The organism is Desulfoluna butyratoxydans (assembly GCF_900699765.1).
GTDB lineage: Bacteria > Desulfobacterota > Desulfobacteria > Desulfobacterales > Desulfolunaceae > Desulfoluna > Desulfoluna butyratoxydans.
On sequence record NZ_CAADHO010000012.1, the window covers coordinates 148,641 to 164,470 of the forward strand.

Here is a 15,830-nt window from a genome sequence, read left to right on the forward strand (position 1 = left end):
CGTAAGGGCCGGTCTTGCCGGTAAAGAGAATCTACACCCGCGGGTTTCAAGAGACGGGAACGAGCTTTTCACAAAGGTCGTTCCCGCTTTTTTTATCGGGAGAGCTCCCTGGGGCTTTCTTCGAATGGGTCCTCACTCTCCTCAATAGAGAGGCCTGCTGGAAATTTTACCAGGATTCTTGTGCCCGCCCCCTCACGGGAGTGGAGGGTCAGGGTCCCGCTGAGAAGGTTGACCCGCTCTTCCATGCTTTTAAGGCCCATTCGTTTTTCTTTCAGGGCAGACACCATCCTTACTTCGGGGTCAAAGCCCTGACCGTTGTCTTCGATGCGGAGGATGATGTCCGGGTGGGAACAGAGCAGACGCACCTTGATGATGCTGGCCTCTGCATGCTTGGAGGCATTGTTCAGGGCCTCCTGGATGATTCGGAACAGGTTGATCTTGGTGTCGGTATCAAGCTTGATTCTCTCAAGGCCTGCGGTATAGAGATCCACTGCAATGCCCGTCTTTCCACTGAACTCGACGCAGTACTGGTCGATGGTTTTCACAAGGCCGATGTCAGTCAGGCCAGGTGGCCGCAGATCATAGACAAGGTCCCGTATGGAAGCAATGGTATTCTTCAGGATTTCAGAGAACTTTTTATTGCGTTTTCTCACATCCCAGGGGATGTCCTTGTGATTTTCAAAGAGGGTGTCGCTTCGGATGATAAGGGACGCCAGGTCCTGGGCCACATTGTCGTGGAGGTCCCGCGCGATGCGCCGTCGTTCGTTTTCCTGGGCTTTGATGAGCTCTTGGGTCAGCAAATGGATCTGCTCGTGGGCCAACTTTAAACCGGTGATGTCCCTGGAATACAGTGCCAGTCGATCCACTTTTTTTTCGGAGTTGAACACAGGGTAGATGGTGTTCTGGTAGTACAGCCCGTTTAACTGGCTCTCGAAAAGAGCCGGTTCCCCTGTCGTGAGTACCCCTTTGAGATGGGTGGTGGTTGTGTCAACCATGGCTTCAGGGAAAAAGTCAGCGATTCGGGCCCCTTTCAGCGTGATTTGATTTTGTTTCATAAATGCGGAAAAAGCCTTGTTGACGGAGATGATGGTGCCGTCGGACTGGATAAGCAAGGCCAGGTCGCTGGTGGCGTTGAGCAGGGCCCGCGCGATCTCTTCACTCTCCCTCAGTGCCACCTGGGCCATGGTCCGATCTCGGAACAGTTCATCAATGTCCGACTTGATTAAGGCGATGGCATCATAGACCGTTTTAAAAGGATGCTCATCATCCTTGGGCTCAGTTAATTCTTTACCGCCTTCGACTTCCCAGTTGATGTTGCCTAAAAAACCGTTGAGTTCATCGGCATAGTGTTTGACCGCGTTTTTTCGGCCCACTTTTTTCGTAAAAAGACCGGATGTTGCGAAAGACTTATTTTCTTTATGTTGCTGGATTGTTTCCATTGCCTCATTGAAGCTATCGGCAAACACAAAAGAAAATGGACTGTTGTAAACTGCGACACTTAATCCTGCCCGCAAAAGCCGGTTTGCACCATAAACAATCACTTGACATATCTCTGGGTATTTCTCAATCCACTCGGCAAACAAGCGAGAGTGTTTTTTCCTTGCCTTCAGGGATGACCCCTTGAGTTCTTTGATGTCATTTACAAGGTAATAAGGGTGCCCAGAGAGTCCGCAGCTTTTGAATATTTTTTCCTGCAGCTCGTATACAGGCAACACATATTCAGCGCTGAGATATCCTTTGGAAATTTTATGAATTATGTTGTCGTTAATCAGTTCGTACTGAACAGAGTAGTCTGGAAATGAAGCTTGCCAAGTCTTTCGAGTAAAGCGTTTGAGTGGAATAAATTCTTCTTTTGCTTTTTGAAAGAATGGTAAAGTGGATTGAATTAAACGATTTATCTTCCGGCCATAAGGCTTTTTATCTTGGGTTTCAGTTAACGGAATATCCTCGACGGCATTTTTTTTAACATTTGCCGTGCCATGAAAAGCTTGTGCTCTCCATGCTGCTTGCTTTACAGCAGCGGAATAGTTTTTTTCAACAGTAAGGCCGAATTTAATGATTCTAAACTGCCGCGTAAGGTTGGCTGCAAGCATCATTATGGGGGATGGAGAGCATAGTACAAAGGTTTTGAGTTGTCTGAGGTTGTTTAAATAATTGATATAATATTTTCTGGCCTCTTTTGTCACTCCGGTGACGCCTGTAAAGTCACCAATATAAAATAGCTCTTTTTCTTTGGGCAAATAAGCGTGAATAATACTTTTGGTAAAGTCCGTCGATTCTGCAACGACGTCGAGGGTCGAGAAGCCGTTTATTTTGACGAATAAAATACAATCCCCAATGATTTTCAAAGAGAATAAATAACTTTCTCCGAAAATAAGGTCGGTCCATTCAGGGCAGGTATATGTTGTCAGCCCGGTGTGTGGGCAAATGGACTCTGTTAATTGGTACGCTTTATTTTTTTGCTTTTCAAGCATGGCTTATCGTGACCGTTCATTGGGTTCAAAAAAGTCGTGGAAGATATCGTGAAAATCAACTTCGAAATGATTATCTTACCATAGGCATATAAAAAAAACATTCTTGAGTGAAGTAGTACATTGTCGTTTTTTGTGACTCAGTTGATGTGTGTTCCAGATTTGATGTTGTATCGGTATTACTCAAGAATTTAAAGTGGAATGAGATTTAATATTATCTTCTGTTACAGGTCAGTAAATTTTATATTTATGAGCCTTTGTTCATCCCGTCAAGTATTTCTTGCTTGATAGACTTCTTATGAACAATGCCGATAAACATAAATTTCCCATTTATTATACTGATAATGTCCGAGTATCGGGTGTCCCAGTGGTGGAAAAATTCAATGCAAGAGATTAGATGAATTATTTTTTATTCTCCTGCAAAGACATTACAATGCCTTTGCAGGAGGTGGGTGGTGTTGGTTCTCTATGGTTAAAGTTTGTTGAGAAATTCATCGATAAATTGAGCTACCTGTTGAGGCTTTTCAAATTGTAATGCATGAGCCGTATCGATGAATTTGAGTGTGTTGCTTGTGTTGGTATCAAACTGATTGCCTATGACAGAAATGATTTTTTTGTTGTCTACAATTCGATCATGATTTGCGAGTATGGCAATGGTTGGGCATGTGTTATCTTGAATTGCTGAAATTGCAAGGTTCTGAATTTCATCCATAATATTGGCTGATTTGAGTGTTATTTTTGTCGTTTTGAGTGTGTCACCCTCAATATAATCAAGCCACGACTCATTCATGGTGAAGTCCGCAGGCTCCATAGGGATGGGAAGCCACGCATGATTTCGATCTGGTGTGAGGTCAAATTCTGAAATCATGTCCATCATCACATTTTCAGAAATGGTAATCACCGAACGGAACCGCTCGTTCCAGAAGAATCCAGGTGTCATAAGAATCAGGCTGTCCGTTTTTTTTGCAAGCTTTGCGGCGGCTATGGTTGCGTATTGTGCACCCTGGCACCACCCGGCAAGGTGGACGCGGTCAAAGTGCGCCTGAAGGAAGGTCACGTGCTGAACCACATCGTCAATGACCTGGTGGATGGTTCCCAAGTCACCACGGTTCGGATTGAGGCCGCACCCCCTCCGGTCAGCAGCCATGATCGTGATGTTGTCGCGGCGATTTCGTAACGCCTCGGCCAAAGGAGCCTGCCAGCCCGAGTGACTCATCCCACCGTGGAGGATAAGAATGACGTCTTTCCCCCTGTCCTCTCCCCAGATTCGGTAATGAATAGGGTACCCGTCGGGCATGGTTAGGGTTTCGATGCGGGGGGCACCGTCATTGATCGTTTTAGGCATTCTTCCTTTGACGCCCAGGCCCTTGTTCCATGCATCCGGTGGGACGCATTCCAAGCCCCGGACAGTCTTCAGAAAGTAGGGCCGTCGCAGGTTGAGGTTGCCTTTCCGGTTGAATGTCAGGGTGGGGAAAGCAGGCTCACGGTCCATCAGGTAGTCTCCGAAGGCTCCCTCGTGTGCAAGGAGGGACTTTCCGGCCATAGAGGCCGCAACCAGGCCACATCGGGTGAGGGTTGAGGTTTCCCCCACGTGACATCCGATAATGATCTTCCACCCCATGGATTGCAAGCTGTTTATGAGAGCTTTGGTCCTCAGCAACCCGCCAACACGCGATATTTTGATGTTGGCGATAAATTGTCCGGGAAGGTCGCGATAGCTTTCTAAGTCTCTCATCGTGCAGAGGCTTTCATCCAGAATGACAGGGAGTCCCGTCTCTACAGAAAACTGGCTTAGCATCTTTGGCTTTTTCGCCTTTAAAGGTTCTTCAACGGCGAAAAAATCGCCCTTGAGTTGGTTTATGTAGGTGACGGCTCCGGCCAGGTCCTCCGCCCAAAGGTTGTTTGCGTCCAGTCGTATCCTGAGACCCTCGGCCTGGTGATCCTTTGCCAGTGTCTCTAAAATAGTCAGTTTTTCCTGGTCTTTTTCCATTTCGCCGCAAAGCTTTACCTTGAAGTCAGTCATTCCCTTGGTGAGGTAGAGATCGATCTGGCCTTTAAATTTCCATGGCTTTTCGTTGCCAAGCACAGCAGAGTACCGGGTGGACAGTTCGGGTTCGGCAAGGCCTAAGAGCTTCTCCACCGACTGGGAACGTTCCTGTGCAAAAAGGTCGAGGAGTGCGGTTTCCACAGCGCACCAGGCCGATGGGTAGGTATCAATGGGAGCATTGTTGTTATCTACCCACCGGGTGATATCTTCAATATTGCGAATAGATGGAGCATCGTCTGCGAATTTTTGGGTGACCCATGCCAGGCTCGTTTCCAGATCGTCTCCCGCAACGTAAGAGCGGGGACAACCTTCGCCGTACCCTGTGAGTTCCCCTCTGCGAGCTTGTACCCATATGCTTTCGCCGTTTTTTCGCGATGCACTGGCGTGGCGAACTGTTGTTTTTAATGGGATTTTAAGGGCTGTTGATTGGATTTGAATAATTTCTGATTGGAATTTTGAGTACATCATTTGTTCCTTGTCCTATTTGATTCTATAGACATTAAAGCTTCATGCGGACTATTTAGCCAAAGCGAAAACTACGATATTATCAGTGAACTCGTACTGCAATGAGTTTGATTCGAATTCGTTAAATCGCTTGATTATGTTACTCTTTAACTGCTTTCTATGTCTCAAATAAAAAGCATATTGATCTTGGACTTAGTCTTTAGTGTGACTTGTGAGATAAAGGTGCTGTGTCGGCGACGTGTTGCATGAAATCATCAAAAAAACGGTTGTTTAGTACCCAGAAGTGGTATCGTTTCTGATAGTTGAATCCAGTCCGATCGACCCAGTCTAACGGATGAATAAGCACAGGTGTTCGGTGTGTCTTGTAGTTTTTTATAAGTATATTTAGTGTGTTGGTGAGAGTTTGTTTGTCAAGTATGTCTGGTCTGATAATGCAGACCTTGATACAGTTGGTAAGTTCCGACATGTTAAGAGCTATATCGGATGTATTTACTATGAGTATGGCTGCTGTTACGTTTTTGTGTCGAATGGCCCATATTTGCCGGTTTCTGTTTAACCCTGCATGGCTGTATCGTTCTCTTAGGACTTCAAAAGAGGCTTGCCTTTGAAAAAGATCTAATGCTTCAATCAACATACCTTTAGATGTCTGATTGTAGTACGCCTCCAGCTCAGTGAGGTCTTTCTCAGTTGCTTCATTTAGTTTCCATTCGTCTGGGAATTTTGTATCATCATTACTCTCACTTTTAAAATAGACATATGCAAATAAGTCTGAGGAACAGATTTTGGGGTCGTTTTTTTTCTTTCTAAAGCCATCGAAAAAAAAGTTAGGAAAATGATTCTCCGGCCTAAAATAGCATATTAGGTATTTAAAGCATTCCGGCTGGATATATTGCGATGCAATAATGTAGTTTCCAATTTGGTTAAGAACACCAAGTCCAACTCTTATAGATGCACCTTTTAGGGCTGCGTGGTGATGAACGAGCCAAGCCCCTTCTGAATATCTGAGCATTGAAATATGTCCCATTGTTCTTCCATTTTCTTGATACGCTACATGACAAGTGACATTTGATGGTGTCGAGTAGATTGTTTCATAGGTTTTTTTGATATTTTTCTTGTTTTCAAGGAATAGTCTGTATTTATTTTTGTAAATAAAGCCTGTTTCAAAAAAAAAACGCCATAAATCATCTTCCTCTAATGGGTAACATATACGAATGTCTTTGTTTTCGGCCTTGTGTACCATGGTCTGGAGTTTTCTATGGTTTTCAGGTGACATCTCCAGAAATGAGATGTGACATTTTTCTTCTTTTTTAGCTTTGTATTTTTGAGTGCAGCATTTTGTTACTTGAGCAGTTAATGGTAATCTATAAAGGTCGCCAAGTGTAATTGCAGCATCCTCCAGTAACATTCCAGGAATAAGGGGAGGGGTTTCTTGGTGAAGTGTAAGGTGCATATCTACTGCCGAGAGCGAATCAATAACAGCTGTACACACGGTTTCTGTCAAGGGGTGAGAGAATACAAAGTCAGGAGCAGGAATCATTTCGAATGACTTTTTTCCAAAACATTGACCAGTGTGAGGATCAGGTATCGATTTTGCTGGCTTTAAGTTTATAATGACGCTCTCTCCGTGGTATTCCTTTTTGAGAAATCTTGCTTCGGTTTGAAAAAGGGGGATCTTTTTTTTGCAAAACGTGAGGTTCAGGGGCTCTTCGGGGATGATCCCACTGAGATAATGGGCACTCAAGGGAGAGAGTGTGATTTCGATGGTATCGGGCTCAAGGGACGTCAGGCTCCCTTTGAATTTGATTCCCCTTTGCAGGAAGTGAACCCGGATGTCTCTGTATGAGCACTGAACCCGTTGTCCTGTTTTTGGCAAAACGATGCTCAGCCCTGTTGAGCTTGAAGCTCGCAGAAGGGGAATCGCGTGAATTTCGCCGTTTCCGTCAGGGATAATTAGACCGGTAAGGTGCTCCGGGAAAACCCCTTGGGGGAGGGGTTGCAGGGGCTTGAAGGTTGGGTAATCGCTTAACACGGGCATGGGGTATGCCTCGATGCGGAATGATGCATCATTATATGGCTCTGTAAACACAAGGGTTACGCTTTCTTCTTTGAAGTTGATGTGGTTGAGAGCGTTGATCAGATGCTTTTTGCTTACCTCCTTTCCTTTCAGCAGTTTCGTTGATTTTTGGTTGACGTTGCGTGACGGCAAGTTGAGGGTCAATACTGCTTGCGATGCGGTCATGGTACGTTCTCCTTTGTCATGGATAGACCCCAACGCGGTGCACGCATGGGTTTCGGATTGAATTCGGATTGTAAAACACCCCGTAAACAGGTCAGCCGGTAATGCAATGCCTTGTATTGCCGTTGTCGCAATTCCATCTGTCTCTTTACGCCGCACATGTGGTGACGTTGGGAGGGGAAGCTTTCACTGCTCCATGCTTCGGTAGAGTTTTCAGGTCCGTACGTGTTCACCACGCTGGGATTAATTAAAAAAAAGGTTTTGTTTCTATCTCGAAGGAATCCTTCGAAAAATCGTAATCGGATTAGGCGTGAAACGTTGGATGAGGAGCTTTCTGCTGCCTTGGGCGATGATGATGTTCGGCGGTCAGGACAGTGGGAGGAAAACACTGAGTTGTATCGTGACAAGCGTTTGTGTCTCTTGCCACGGATCGTTGTGTCGATGTGGCGAGATGGAAATAGCATTTGCCCGGCACACTTGTTCTTTCCCATAACACATAGCTCATGGGCACGGTGATAGCCCCTGAGCCTGCATGCGCAGCCCTGCCGTCGCAGGTGGCTCACCTGGCCCCTGCGGCATCGGTTTTTTTTCATTTGGTTTGGTTTTATTCCCTGATAGTGAGGGCGAGCTTTCCTTCTGCCGGGGTTCGGGGCATCACCGGTAAACCTCTATCCGGTGGCCAGCGACCCCTAAAGCGCCTCTGTATATGGCTATATACAGTAAAACTAGAAAAGTAAATCTTTGACGTAACTTCAAGGGCATCTCGGGTTGGAAGGGGCAAGGTGCCGGGGCGGGCTTCTGCTTTTCCAGTTGTTGCATTTTTGATGGCAGTGATTTAGAATTATTCAACTTTTCCTTCGCCTTCGAGAAAGGACCCGCCCATGAATCCTCCACTCAACATTGCCGTCATAGGTGCCGGTGTGTCCGGGATCACAGCGGCCTGCCTGTTGCAAGACCACCACAAGGTAACCCTTTATGAAAGGAACGGGTATATCGGCGGTCACACCCATACGGTGGTGATCGACCGGGGACCCGACGCCGGAACTCCCGTCGACACAGGTTTTATCGTGATGAACAACAGGACGTACCCGCTGTTCACAAAGCTCCTTTCCCGTCTCAAGGTGCCCCTTGTTGAGACGGACATGTCTTTCAGCTATACCTGTCGACGTACGGGGCTGGAGTATGCCTCTACCAGCCTCAACACCCTGTTTGCTCAGCGAGAAAATGTGTTGAGGCCATCGTTCTGGCGATTTTTATGGAGCGTGCGTGCTCTGATGCAGGCCATACGAAAGGACCTGGCAGATGGGCGCCTTGCAGGTGTTACCCTCGGGGAGTACCTGGCGGGGGAAGGGGTCAGTCGTGAGGTGGTCGATCGCTTTGTTCTGCCCATGGCTGCAGCGATCTGGTCAGCCCCGGATGCGCAGATGGCCGAGTTTCCCATGGAGACCTTTGCGAGGTTTTACGAGAACCACGGGTTGCTGACCTTGACCGAGCACCCTCAGTGGTCGGTGGTGGCCGGGGGCAGCCACAGCTATGTGAAAGCGTTTTTGAACGGATTTAATGGAAGGGTGGTGGAGGGGACGCCCGTCACGGGTATTCGGCGGACGGAATCAGGTGTGATGGTCACGGCGGAAGGGGCGCACCCGGAGACCTTTGACCGGGTGGTGGTGGCTGCCCATGCGGATGAAGCCTTCAGGATGCTGGAGGATCCGTCCGACGAGGAGACCCGACTGCTTTCACCCTGGCGCTATGCCTCCAACCGGGTGATTCTCCATACCGATGCCTCCCTGCTCCCGTCGCGGGCCAGGGCCCGGGCATCCTGGAACTATATCCGTGAGGCGGGCTCCGGACAGGGAGAGCCCATTACCGTCACATACTTCATGAACCGGTTGCAGCACCTGAAGACCCGCGAGACCTGGTGCGTCACCCTGAACCCTGCAAAGGAGATTCCGGCCTCATCCGTCCACCGGGAGCTGCTCTACGATCATCCGCTGTTTACTTTTGAGTCGGTGGCCACCCAGGAGGGGCTCAAGGCATTAAACGGAAAGCGTGATACCTATTTTTGCGGAAGCTACTTTGGGTATGGTTTTCACGAGGACGCTGTTCGGTCAGCGGTGGATGTGGCCGCTGAGCTGGGAGGGGCACTGTGAATTCATGCATCATCAAGGGAGTTGTCGAGCATGCTCGCCTGAAACCAGTAGAGCATCGATTCCGGTATCCGGTGTATCTGTACTGTTTTGATCTTGATGAGTTGGAGGCCCTTGATCGCCGCTTGCCCTTTTTCGGGTACAACCGTCTTCGCCCGGTATCCCTATACGATGCCAGGTATCTGGATAATGGGCCCGGGAGCATCAAGGAGAAGCTTTATCGCTACCTTAGGGAGAAAGGCTGCCATGACACGGTTCGGCATGTCATGCTCATCACCTCCCCAAGTTACTTTAATCGCGTGTTCAATCCCGTGAGTTTTTATTACTGCCTTGCTGAAGACCGTCGGCCTGTGTGTATCGTGGCCGAAGTCAACAACACCTTCGGGGACAGGCATTTGTACCTGCTGAGTAAAGACGAGCAGGTGGCCGCCGGTCCCGCATCGGGCTTTCCGGTGGAGTACACGGCTCCCAAGGCTTTTCATGTCTCTCCTTTTAATAATATGGAAGGAACCTACCGGTTTTACATCTCCTCACCCGATGGAAAGCTGTCTATCCGTATCCACCTGATGCGTGACGGGGACAAGGTGTTGTCTGCTTCCCTCAAGGGAGAGAGCATCCCCCTGACGCAGAAAAATCAGTTGCGGACCCTGGTCTCGCGTCCCGTGATGCCGTGGAAAACCGTCCCGCGCATCTTAAGGGAGGCCCTGCGTCTGTTTGCCGGGAAGAAGTTGCCTGTGTTCGATCGTCCCGTTCCCAAAAGCCCCATGACCATCCGGCACAGGGGGGGGACGATTCTGGAACGCCTTTGTGAAAAACAGGTGCTGGGGTTGCTTCACCGTATCGGAAACGGGTGTGTAACGGTTCGTTTTCCGGGTGCTTTGAAGGGCAGGGCGGGAGGCGCCCAAAGGGTGTATGGCGATACATCCTCCCCGCTTCAGGCCGATCTGTCCATCGCAGATCCCCGGTTTTATCCGCGGGTGGTCCTCGGCAGCGATATCGGTTTTGGGGAGAGTTTCATGGAGGGGATGTGGACAAGTGAAAACCCGGCGGATCTGATTCGGATCCTTATCCGCAACATGGATACGGCAACGGATTCCCAATTGCCCCTGGCCTGGCTGGCCCATGGCATGGGGCGTTTGCTGGATCGGGCTCGCCACAATACCCTGACGGGCAGCCAACGGAACATCCGAAAACATTACGACCTGAGCAACGATTTTTTTGCCCTGTTTTTAGACGAGACCATGACTTATTCCGCGGCCCTCCACGGCGATCCGGGTGAGACCCTTGAAGCAGCCCAGATGAGCAAGCTGCACCATCTGATCGATAAAGCCCGGATTTCACGGGATCACCATGTGCTGGAGATTGGCTTCGGGTGGGGTTCCTTTGCGGTGGAGGCTGTGAAGCGCACCGGGTGCCGGGTCACGGGGATTACCCTGTCCGAAGCTCAGCACGCCTTTGCCCTTCAGAAGGTCAGGGAAGAGGGGTTGGAGGATCGCATCACCCTGCTCATCAAAGACTATAGGAACATGTCCGGGACGTTTGACAGGGTTGTCTCCATTGAGATGTTGGAGGCCGTCGGCCACAGGTACTTAGGGACTTTTTTTCGGCAGTGCGACAGGCTGTTGACACCGGAGGGCCTCGTGGTGCTCCAGGTGATTACCGTGCCGGACCAGCGCTATGATGCGTATCGGACCCATGAGGACTGGATCCAGCGCCATGTCTTCCCCGGAGGTCACCTGCCGTCCCTTTCCGTGCTCTCCCGGGCCATGACCCGGTCGTCACGGCTCATCGTGGAGCACCTTGAGAACATTGGCCCACACTATGCCCGGACCCTCAATGCCTGGCGGGAGCGCTTCCTTGCCAACGCAGACAAGCTTGCCGCCTTAGGGTTCGATGAGGTGTTCAAGCGCAAGTGGCTCTTCTATCTTGCCTGCTGTGAAGCCCAGTTTGCCGAACGATCTCTGGCCAACCTGCAGCTGGTGTTGAATCGGCCGGGAGGCGCGGGCACGGGGTAGGCATGGTTGCAAAGCCACACAAACAAAAAAAGCCTCCGGCATTTTTGCCGGAGGCTTTTTTTACGGTGTCCTTGCAACCAGTAAAGGCATCAGCTATCGGACGCTTTTTTTCTTTTAAGCCGGGTTATCCCCAGGAGGCCCACTCCGAGGCCGAGGAGAACAGCGGTGGTCGGTTCGGGAACCGGGGCGGGTGCCGGAGAAGGGGTCGTTTCCAGGGTGACCGTGGCAAAGATGTCGGCGTCGCCTTCGCTCCAGCAGGGGCCGTGGGGGCCAGTCCACATGGAGCTTGAAAACGTGGCGTCGCTCAGTTCAATGGAAAATCGTCCCCCGTTTCCGAAGTCCACATACACAGGATCATCCCAGATGACCTGCCAGCCCTGATTGAACTCGAATTTTCCCGAAAACCCGGTGGATTCTCCGGATATATCCTGGGTGATGTCCGGGAGGTCAAAATCCATGTATGCCGTGACCTCCATGGCCTTGAGGTCGTCCTCATTGATCCAGCTCTCGTGTGTTCCCATGTGTGCAAACTTGAAGCTGAAGGATTCTCCCGGGTCCAGTAAAAAAGCCTGGGATGAAACCGATTGGTAGATTTCGGCCCACATGGACAACCCCTGGGTGGTTTTGGAGACGTCGATGGAGGAGGAGTCTCCCATCTCAAAGGTGTACGGTGTCGCCAAGGCGGAGCCGCAGGTCAGCAGCATGGAAAAGATGAAGCATAAAATCCGGATCGATCTGTTCATTGGGTCTGGTCCCTTCATGTGTCCACGGGCAAGGGGCATTCGAGCTCCCTTGTCCGTGAATGGTTTTTAGTGTTTGTCAGTGTTCCGCTTCAGGCATTGGGTAGTAAATGATCAAGGCCTTCCTTGTTATGTATGGAAGGCCTGTAGATTGACTCATTTGTAAAGCAATATAGCAAAATATATGCCACGGATCGTGGATGTGAAATGGCCATGATCAGGAATGGTTATCTCCTGGGAGAAAGACGCCTGTGTAACGGGTTACATAATGTGGTGGGTAATGGAGCGGATAGAGGGAAGCGAGGTAACACTACGCCCTGTTGGTCTGGTAGGGTTGAATAATGTAGAGGCACTTGATTTTGCCCTGGAGAGTCTGGGCCTTTATCAGTTCTGGCCTGAACTGAGGGAAACACCGGTGAGCCCATTGGTATCCCGTTCAAACCGGACCTGGCTGCTGTGCTTGTCTGAAATACGCTCAAGAAACACAGGAAAAGCTGACTGCTCTACCTGGGGAAAGCTGTAGGTCAAGCCACCTTTGGTTTGGGCTTTGTAATACCCACTCTTCCCAGAAGAGCTCGGCCCCGCTGGGCTCATCTGTGACGCGCCTTGAATCCCGGAGGTATTGAAACACGGACCCTCCGGGAGACCGGTCGGAACAAGGTGGCCAGCCCGGCATCGTCCATGGCGAGGTACGCATCCGCCGGTGTCCGCCCGCCGTGGCATTGAGAGCCTGTCCCCTTATCGTTTGAGCTCAAGCCGGAAGGCGACTTTTTAACACCCTTTTATAATACTGTTGGATCTTTTTTTAATCTTTTTAAAAACTCCTTACATGCATCACTCTCACTCTTAAAGGTCTTGCATGATGACCTTAACCCCCGCTCACTGTAATAAACAACCCACGTCCCAGGTCCATCACACGATATTACATAACATTCATCACATGCATCCCCCTTTAAAGAGTATGCATCGGGGTTAATCATAAGTTCATTTAGTTTTATTTGTAGCTCGCTAAGATTCATTCCAAGCCTCTCTTATGGTATTCGTCTTATTATTCCTTGTTCAATTAAATCTGCAACAGATGATGGCAACTCGTATTGAACACCCATTCCTGGCTCCCCAAACCATGGGGCTACATAACCAGCTTGAACATCAATTGGTTTTATAACTTCATATACATTATAAGGCTTAGAAGCCGATGTTGGGTGTAATGCACGATTCTTAAAAGGAACTCCTTTTGGCGATACAAAACTACCACCTTCATAACCATACCTATCAATCACAGTACCGGGATTAAGTGTCTGGTTTTTTGGCTTTCCAAAAAAACCGCGATTAGGAGGCCAAGGAGAAGTGAGAGCCTTTGTTGCCGGTACTTCATTACCCACCTCTCCACACAACCCCAACGGGTCAATCCATCCCCACACATTCGGAGCATACCGATAAAGGTTCGTCCCCGCTTCCAGCCCAAGAGGGTCCCTGCTTATGAACGAGCCTGTTTTTGCATCAAAATATCGATGCCGATTGTATGAAAGACCTATCTCTTCGTCGTAATACTGCCCCTGGAACCGAAGAGGGTTGTCGATGTCGTTCGCATAAAGCTTTTCGATGGTGCCCAAGCTGTCGTAGCGCGCCGACCAGGCTATGTTTCCGTGGGCGTCGGTGATTTCCTGTGGGAGACCAACGGCGTCGTTATGAACGTAAAAAACATGCCGGTCTTTGTCAATGAAGGCCAGGGGTATAAAGGTACCGGGGTAAAAGACAAACTCTCTCGGGTTGTTGCCGCCGACATTGTCGGAGAGCAGGTGGTCGCCGTCCCAGGTGAACGTGGTGGTGGTTTCTCCGGTGGTTTTGGAGAGTCTTCGGCAGGCGGCGTCATAGGTCATCTCTGTCTTGACGCCGTCAGGTGTGGTGGCAGAAATCAGTCGTTCGGCGGCATCCCACTCAAAGGTCGTGGTGCCGTTCTTGTCGTTGCGCTTAACGAGGTTCCCGGCGGGGTCGAGGTGATCCTCTATCCCCGGGTAGGCAAGGTGCCTGCCGCCGGTTTTCTCGTTTTTTCTCTCTTTGAACAGGTTCCCGGCGGGATCGAAGAGGAACTCTTCTATTTTTTGTTCGGGGTTGATGGCCTTGGTGATCTGGCCCTGGGGGTTGTAGGTGAAGTAGCTGCTTCCCTTTGTCGAATCTGTCCGGGAAGTGAGGTTGCCAGCGGGGTCGTATTCGTAGGTCCTCTCAATGGCAAGGCCGTTTTGACCCAGGATGCGCTGGTTTGTCAGAAGTCCATCGGTGTTGTGCCGGTATTCCCGTTCCATGCCGGTGGAGAACGTCTCTTTGACGGGGAGGCCTGCGGCATCCCGTGCGATCTCCACATACGCGTCGTTGTTGATGCTGACCCGGGTGGGGTTGCTCAGCTGGTCGTATTCGAACTGGATGTCGTTGCCGTGGGAGGTGCGCCGACGCACCCGGTTCCCGCTCAGGTCGTATTCGTTGATGACCTGATGCTCTCCGCGGGACTCCATGACCACCCGGTTTTCAGAATCGAAGAGCCGGGAGACCGAAGCGGTCTCATTCTCGTGGAACGTCAGGTTCCCGTTGGGATCATACCCAAAGGATTCAAGGGTTCCGTCGTACCGCTTTTTGGCCGTAAGGCGTCCGAGGGGGTCAAATTTAAACTCGGTTTTACGGTTCAGGGGATCGATGGTGAGCGCAAGGTTGCCCGCGCTGTCGTATCCGTAGGCGCGCCTGTTTCCGTAATAATCGATCTCTTCGATGATGCGCCCGGCATGGTCCCGCCTGAAGACAAAGGACTCGCCGACTTCGTTGGTCAACCCGGTGAGCCGGTCTTCCGTGTCGTAGGTGTAGCCGATGGTGGTGCCGTCCGGGTTGATCCGACGGGCCACCTTGTTCAACCCGGTGTATTCAAACCGGGTGATCAACCCGGCTTCGTCCGTGTACTCGATCAGGTTGTCTTCATCATCATACCTGCACGCGATGGTGTCGCCGGACGGCTTGACGCTGCCGATCAGCCGGGACTTTACGTCATAGGTGTAGGTGGTGGTCCGGCCTGACGGGTCCGTGGACGAGATGACATTGCCGTACGGGTCCATCTCAAGGCCGATGGTTTTACCCGAAGGGTCGACAATGCCCGTGATGTGACCATTCTCATCGGGTTGGAACCGGGTCACCGCGCCTTTGGGGTCGGTGACGGAGGTCAGGTCGCCGTGATCGTTGTACTGGTAGCGGGTGGTTGCGCCGTAGGGGCTTGTGCGGGGGATGAGCTGGTTATTCTCGTCCCAGGCCTGCCTCCAGGTGTTGTGGTTGGGATCGGTTATTGCAACCGGGTTGTGATTTGAATCGTAGGCAATGCACACCCGGGTTCGGTCCGGCCGCGTCACCTCCAGCAGGTTGCCGTGGCCGTCGTAGAGATACTCTGTGCGGTTACCGGACGGCTCCGTGATGGCGATGGGACGCCCCTTCGAGTCGTACTCGTAGGTGGTCAGGCGGCCTTCGTGGTCGTAGACCTTTACCGGCCGGCTGTTTTCGTCATACTCGAATACTTCGGTGTGATTCAGGGAGTTGGTGATGCGGGTCCGGTCACCGGATTCTGAGTACTCAAACCAATACTCGTAGAGACGGTCGTCCCCGAAGGTGTGAACGCACCGGGCGTCTGGCGCCGGCAACGAGCAACTTGATTAATACAATAATGATAGAACTTCTA

At 50.5% G+C, this 15,830-nt stretch carries 8 protein-coding genes; 2 read left to right on the forward strand and 6 right to left on the reverse strand.

The window, feature by feature from the left end:
• Positions 1 to 92: 92 nt before the first annotated feature.
• The 3 genes from MSL71_RS23545 to MSL71_RS23555 form a co-directional block, all read right to left on the reverse strand.
• Positions 93 to 2,474 carry a PAS domain-containing sensor histidine kinase gene (locus MSL71_RS23545; RefSeq protein WP_180145964.1) on the reverse strand — a complete coding sequence of 794 codons (2,382 nt, stop codon included), beginning with the start codon at positions 2,472 to 2,474 and terminating at the stop codon, positions 93 to 95.
• A 469-nt stretch (positions 2,475 to 2,943) separates the two neighbouring features.
• Complete coding sequence (locus MSL71_RS23550; protein ID WP_180145967.1) at positions 2,944 to 4,986, reverse strand: alpha/beta fold hydrolase; 2,043 nt, start codon at positions 4,984 to 4,986, stop codon at positions 2,944 to 2,946.
• 196 nt (positions 4,987 to 5,182) lie between these two features.
• Complete coding sequence (locus MSL71_RS23555) at positions 5,183 to 7,222, reverse strand: hypothetical protein (protein ID WP_180145970.1); 2,040 nt, start codon at positions 7,220 to 7,222, stop codon at positions 5,183 to 5,185.
• An 878-nt stretch (positions 7,223 to 8,100) separates the two neighbouring features.
• Here MSL71_RS23555 and MSL71_RS23560 point away from each other — a divergent pair.
• Positions 8,101 to 9,369: an NAD(P)/FAD-dependent oxidoreductase gene (locus tag MSL71_RS23560; RefSeq protein ID WP_180145973.1), complete on the forward strand. Its 1,269-nt coding sequence runs from the start codon at positions 8,101 to 8,103 to the stop codon at positions 9,367 to 9,369.
• On the forward strand, positions 9,366 to 11,381 hold the full coding sequence (locus MSL71_RS23565) for a DUF1365 family protein (RefSeq protein WP_180145976.1): 2,016 nt from the start codon (positions 9,366 to 9,368) through the stop codon (positions 11,379 to 11,381). The genes MSL71_RS23560 and MSL71_RS23565 overlap by 4 nt, the downstream gene beginning before the upstream one ends.
• 89 nt (positions 11,382 to 11,470) lie before the next feature.
• On the opposite strand, the gene MSL71_RS23570 is transcribed toward MSL71_RS23565, so the two are convergent.
• The 3 genes from MSL71_RS23570 to MSL71_RS23580 all read right to left on the reverse strand — a co-directional run bounded on the left by MSL71_RS23570 (position 11,471) and on the right by MSL71_RS23580 (position 15,792).
• Positions 11,471 to 12,124 carry a PEP-CTERM sorting domain-containing protein gene (locus tag MSL71_RS23570; RefSeq protein ID WP_180145979.1) on the reverse strand — a complete coding sequence of 218 codons (654 nt, stop codon included), beginning with the start codon at positions 12,122 to 12,124 and terminating at the stop codon, positions 11,471 to 11,473.
• A 779-nt stretch (positions 12,125 to 12,903) separates the two neighbouring features.
• Positions 12,904 to 13,140 carry a hypothetical protein gene (locus tag MSL71_RS23575; RefSeq protein ID WP_180145982.1) on the reverse strand — a complete coding sequence of 79 codons (237 nt, stop codon included), beginning with the start codon at positions 13,138 to 13,140 and terminating at the stop codon, positions 12,904 to 12,906.
• A gap of 12 nt (positions 13,141 to 13,152) precedes the next feature.
• Complete coding sequence (locus tag MSL71_RS23580) at positions 13,153 to 15,792, reverse strand: glycohydrolase toxin TNT-related protein (protein WP_180145985.1); 2,640 nt, start codon at positions 15,790 to 15,792, stop codon at positions 13,153 to 13,155.
• Between the last annotated feature and the right edge of the window lie 38 nt (positions 15,793 to 15,830).

Bases quoted from the DNA above. Each gene is read 5' to 3' on its own strand.
- MSL71_RS23545 (WP_180145964.1), bottom strand. From the start codon at position 2,474: ATGCTTGAAAAGCAAAAAAATAAAGCGTACCAATTAACAGAGTCCATT.
- MSL71_RS23550 (WP_180145967.1), bottom strand. From the start codon at position 4,986: ATGATGTACTCAAAATTCCAATCAGAAATTATTCAAATCCAATCAACA.
- MSL71_RS23555 (WP_180145970.1), bottom strand. From the start codon at position 7,222: ATGACCGCATCGCAAGCAGTATTGACCCTCAACTTGCCGTCACGCAAC.
- MSL71_RS23560 (WP_180145973.1), top strand. From the start codon at position 8,101: ATGAATCCTCCACTCAACATTGCCGTCATAGGTGCCGGTGTGTCCGGG.
- MSL71_RS23570 (WP_180145979.1), bottom strand. From the start codon at position 12,124: ATGAACAGATCGATCCGGATTTTATGCTTCATCTTTTCCATGCTGCTG.
- MSL71_RS23575 (WP_180145982.1), bottom strand. From the start codon at position 13,140: ATGAATCTTAGCGAGCTACAAATAAAACTAAATGAACTTATGATTAAC.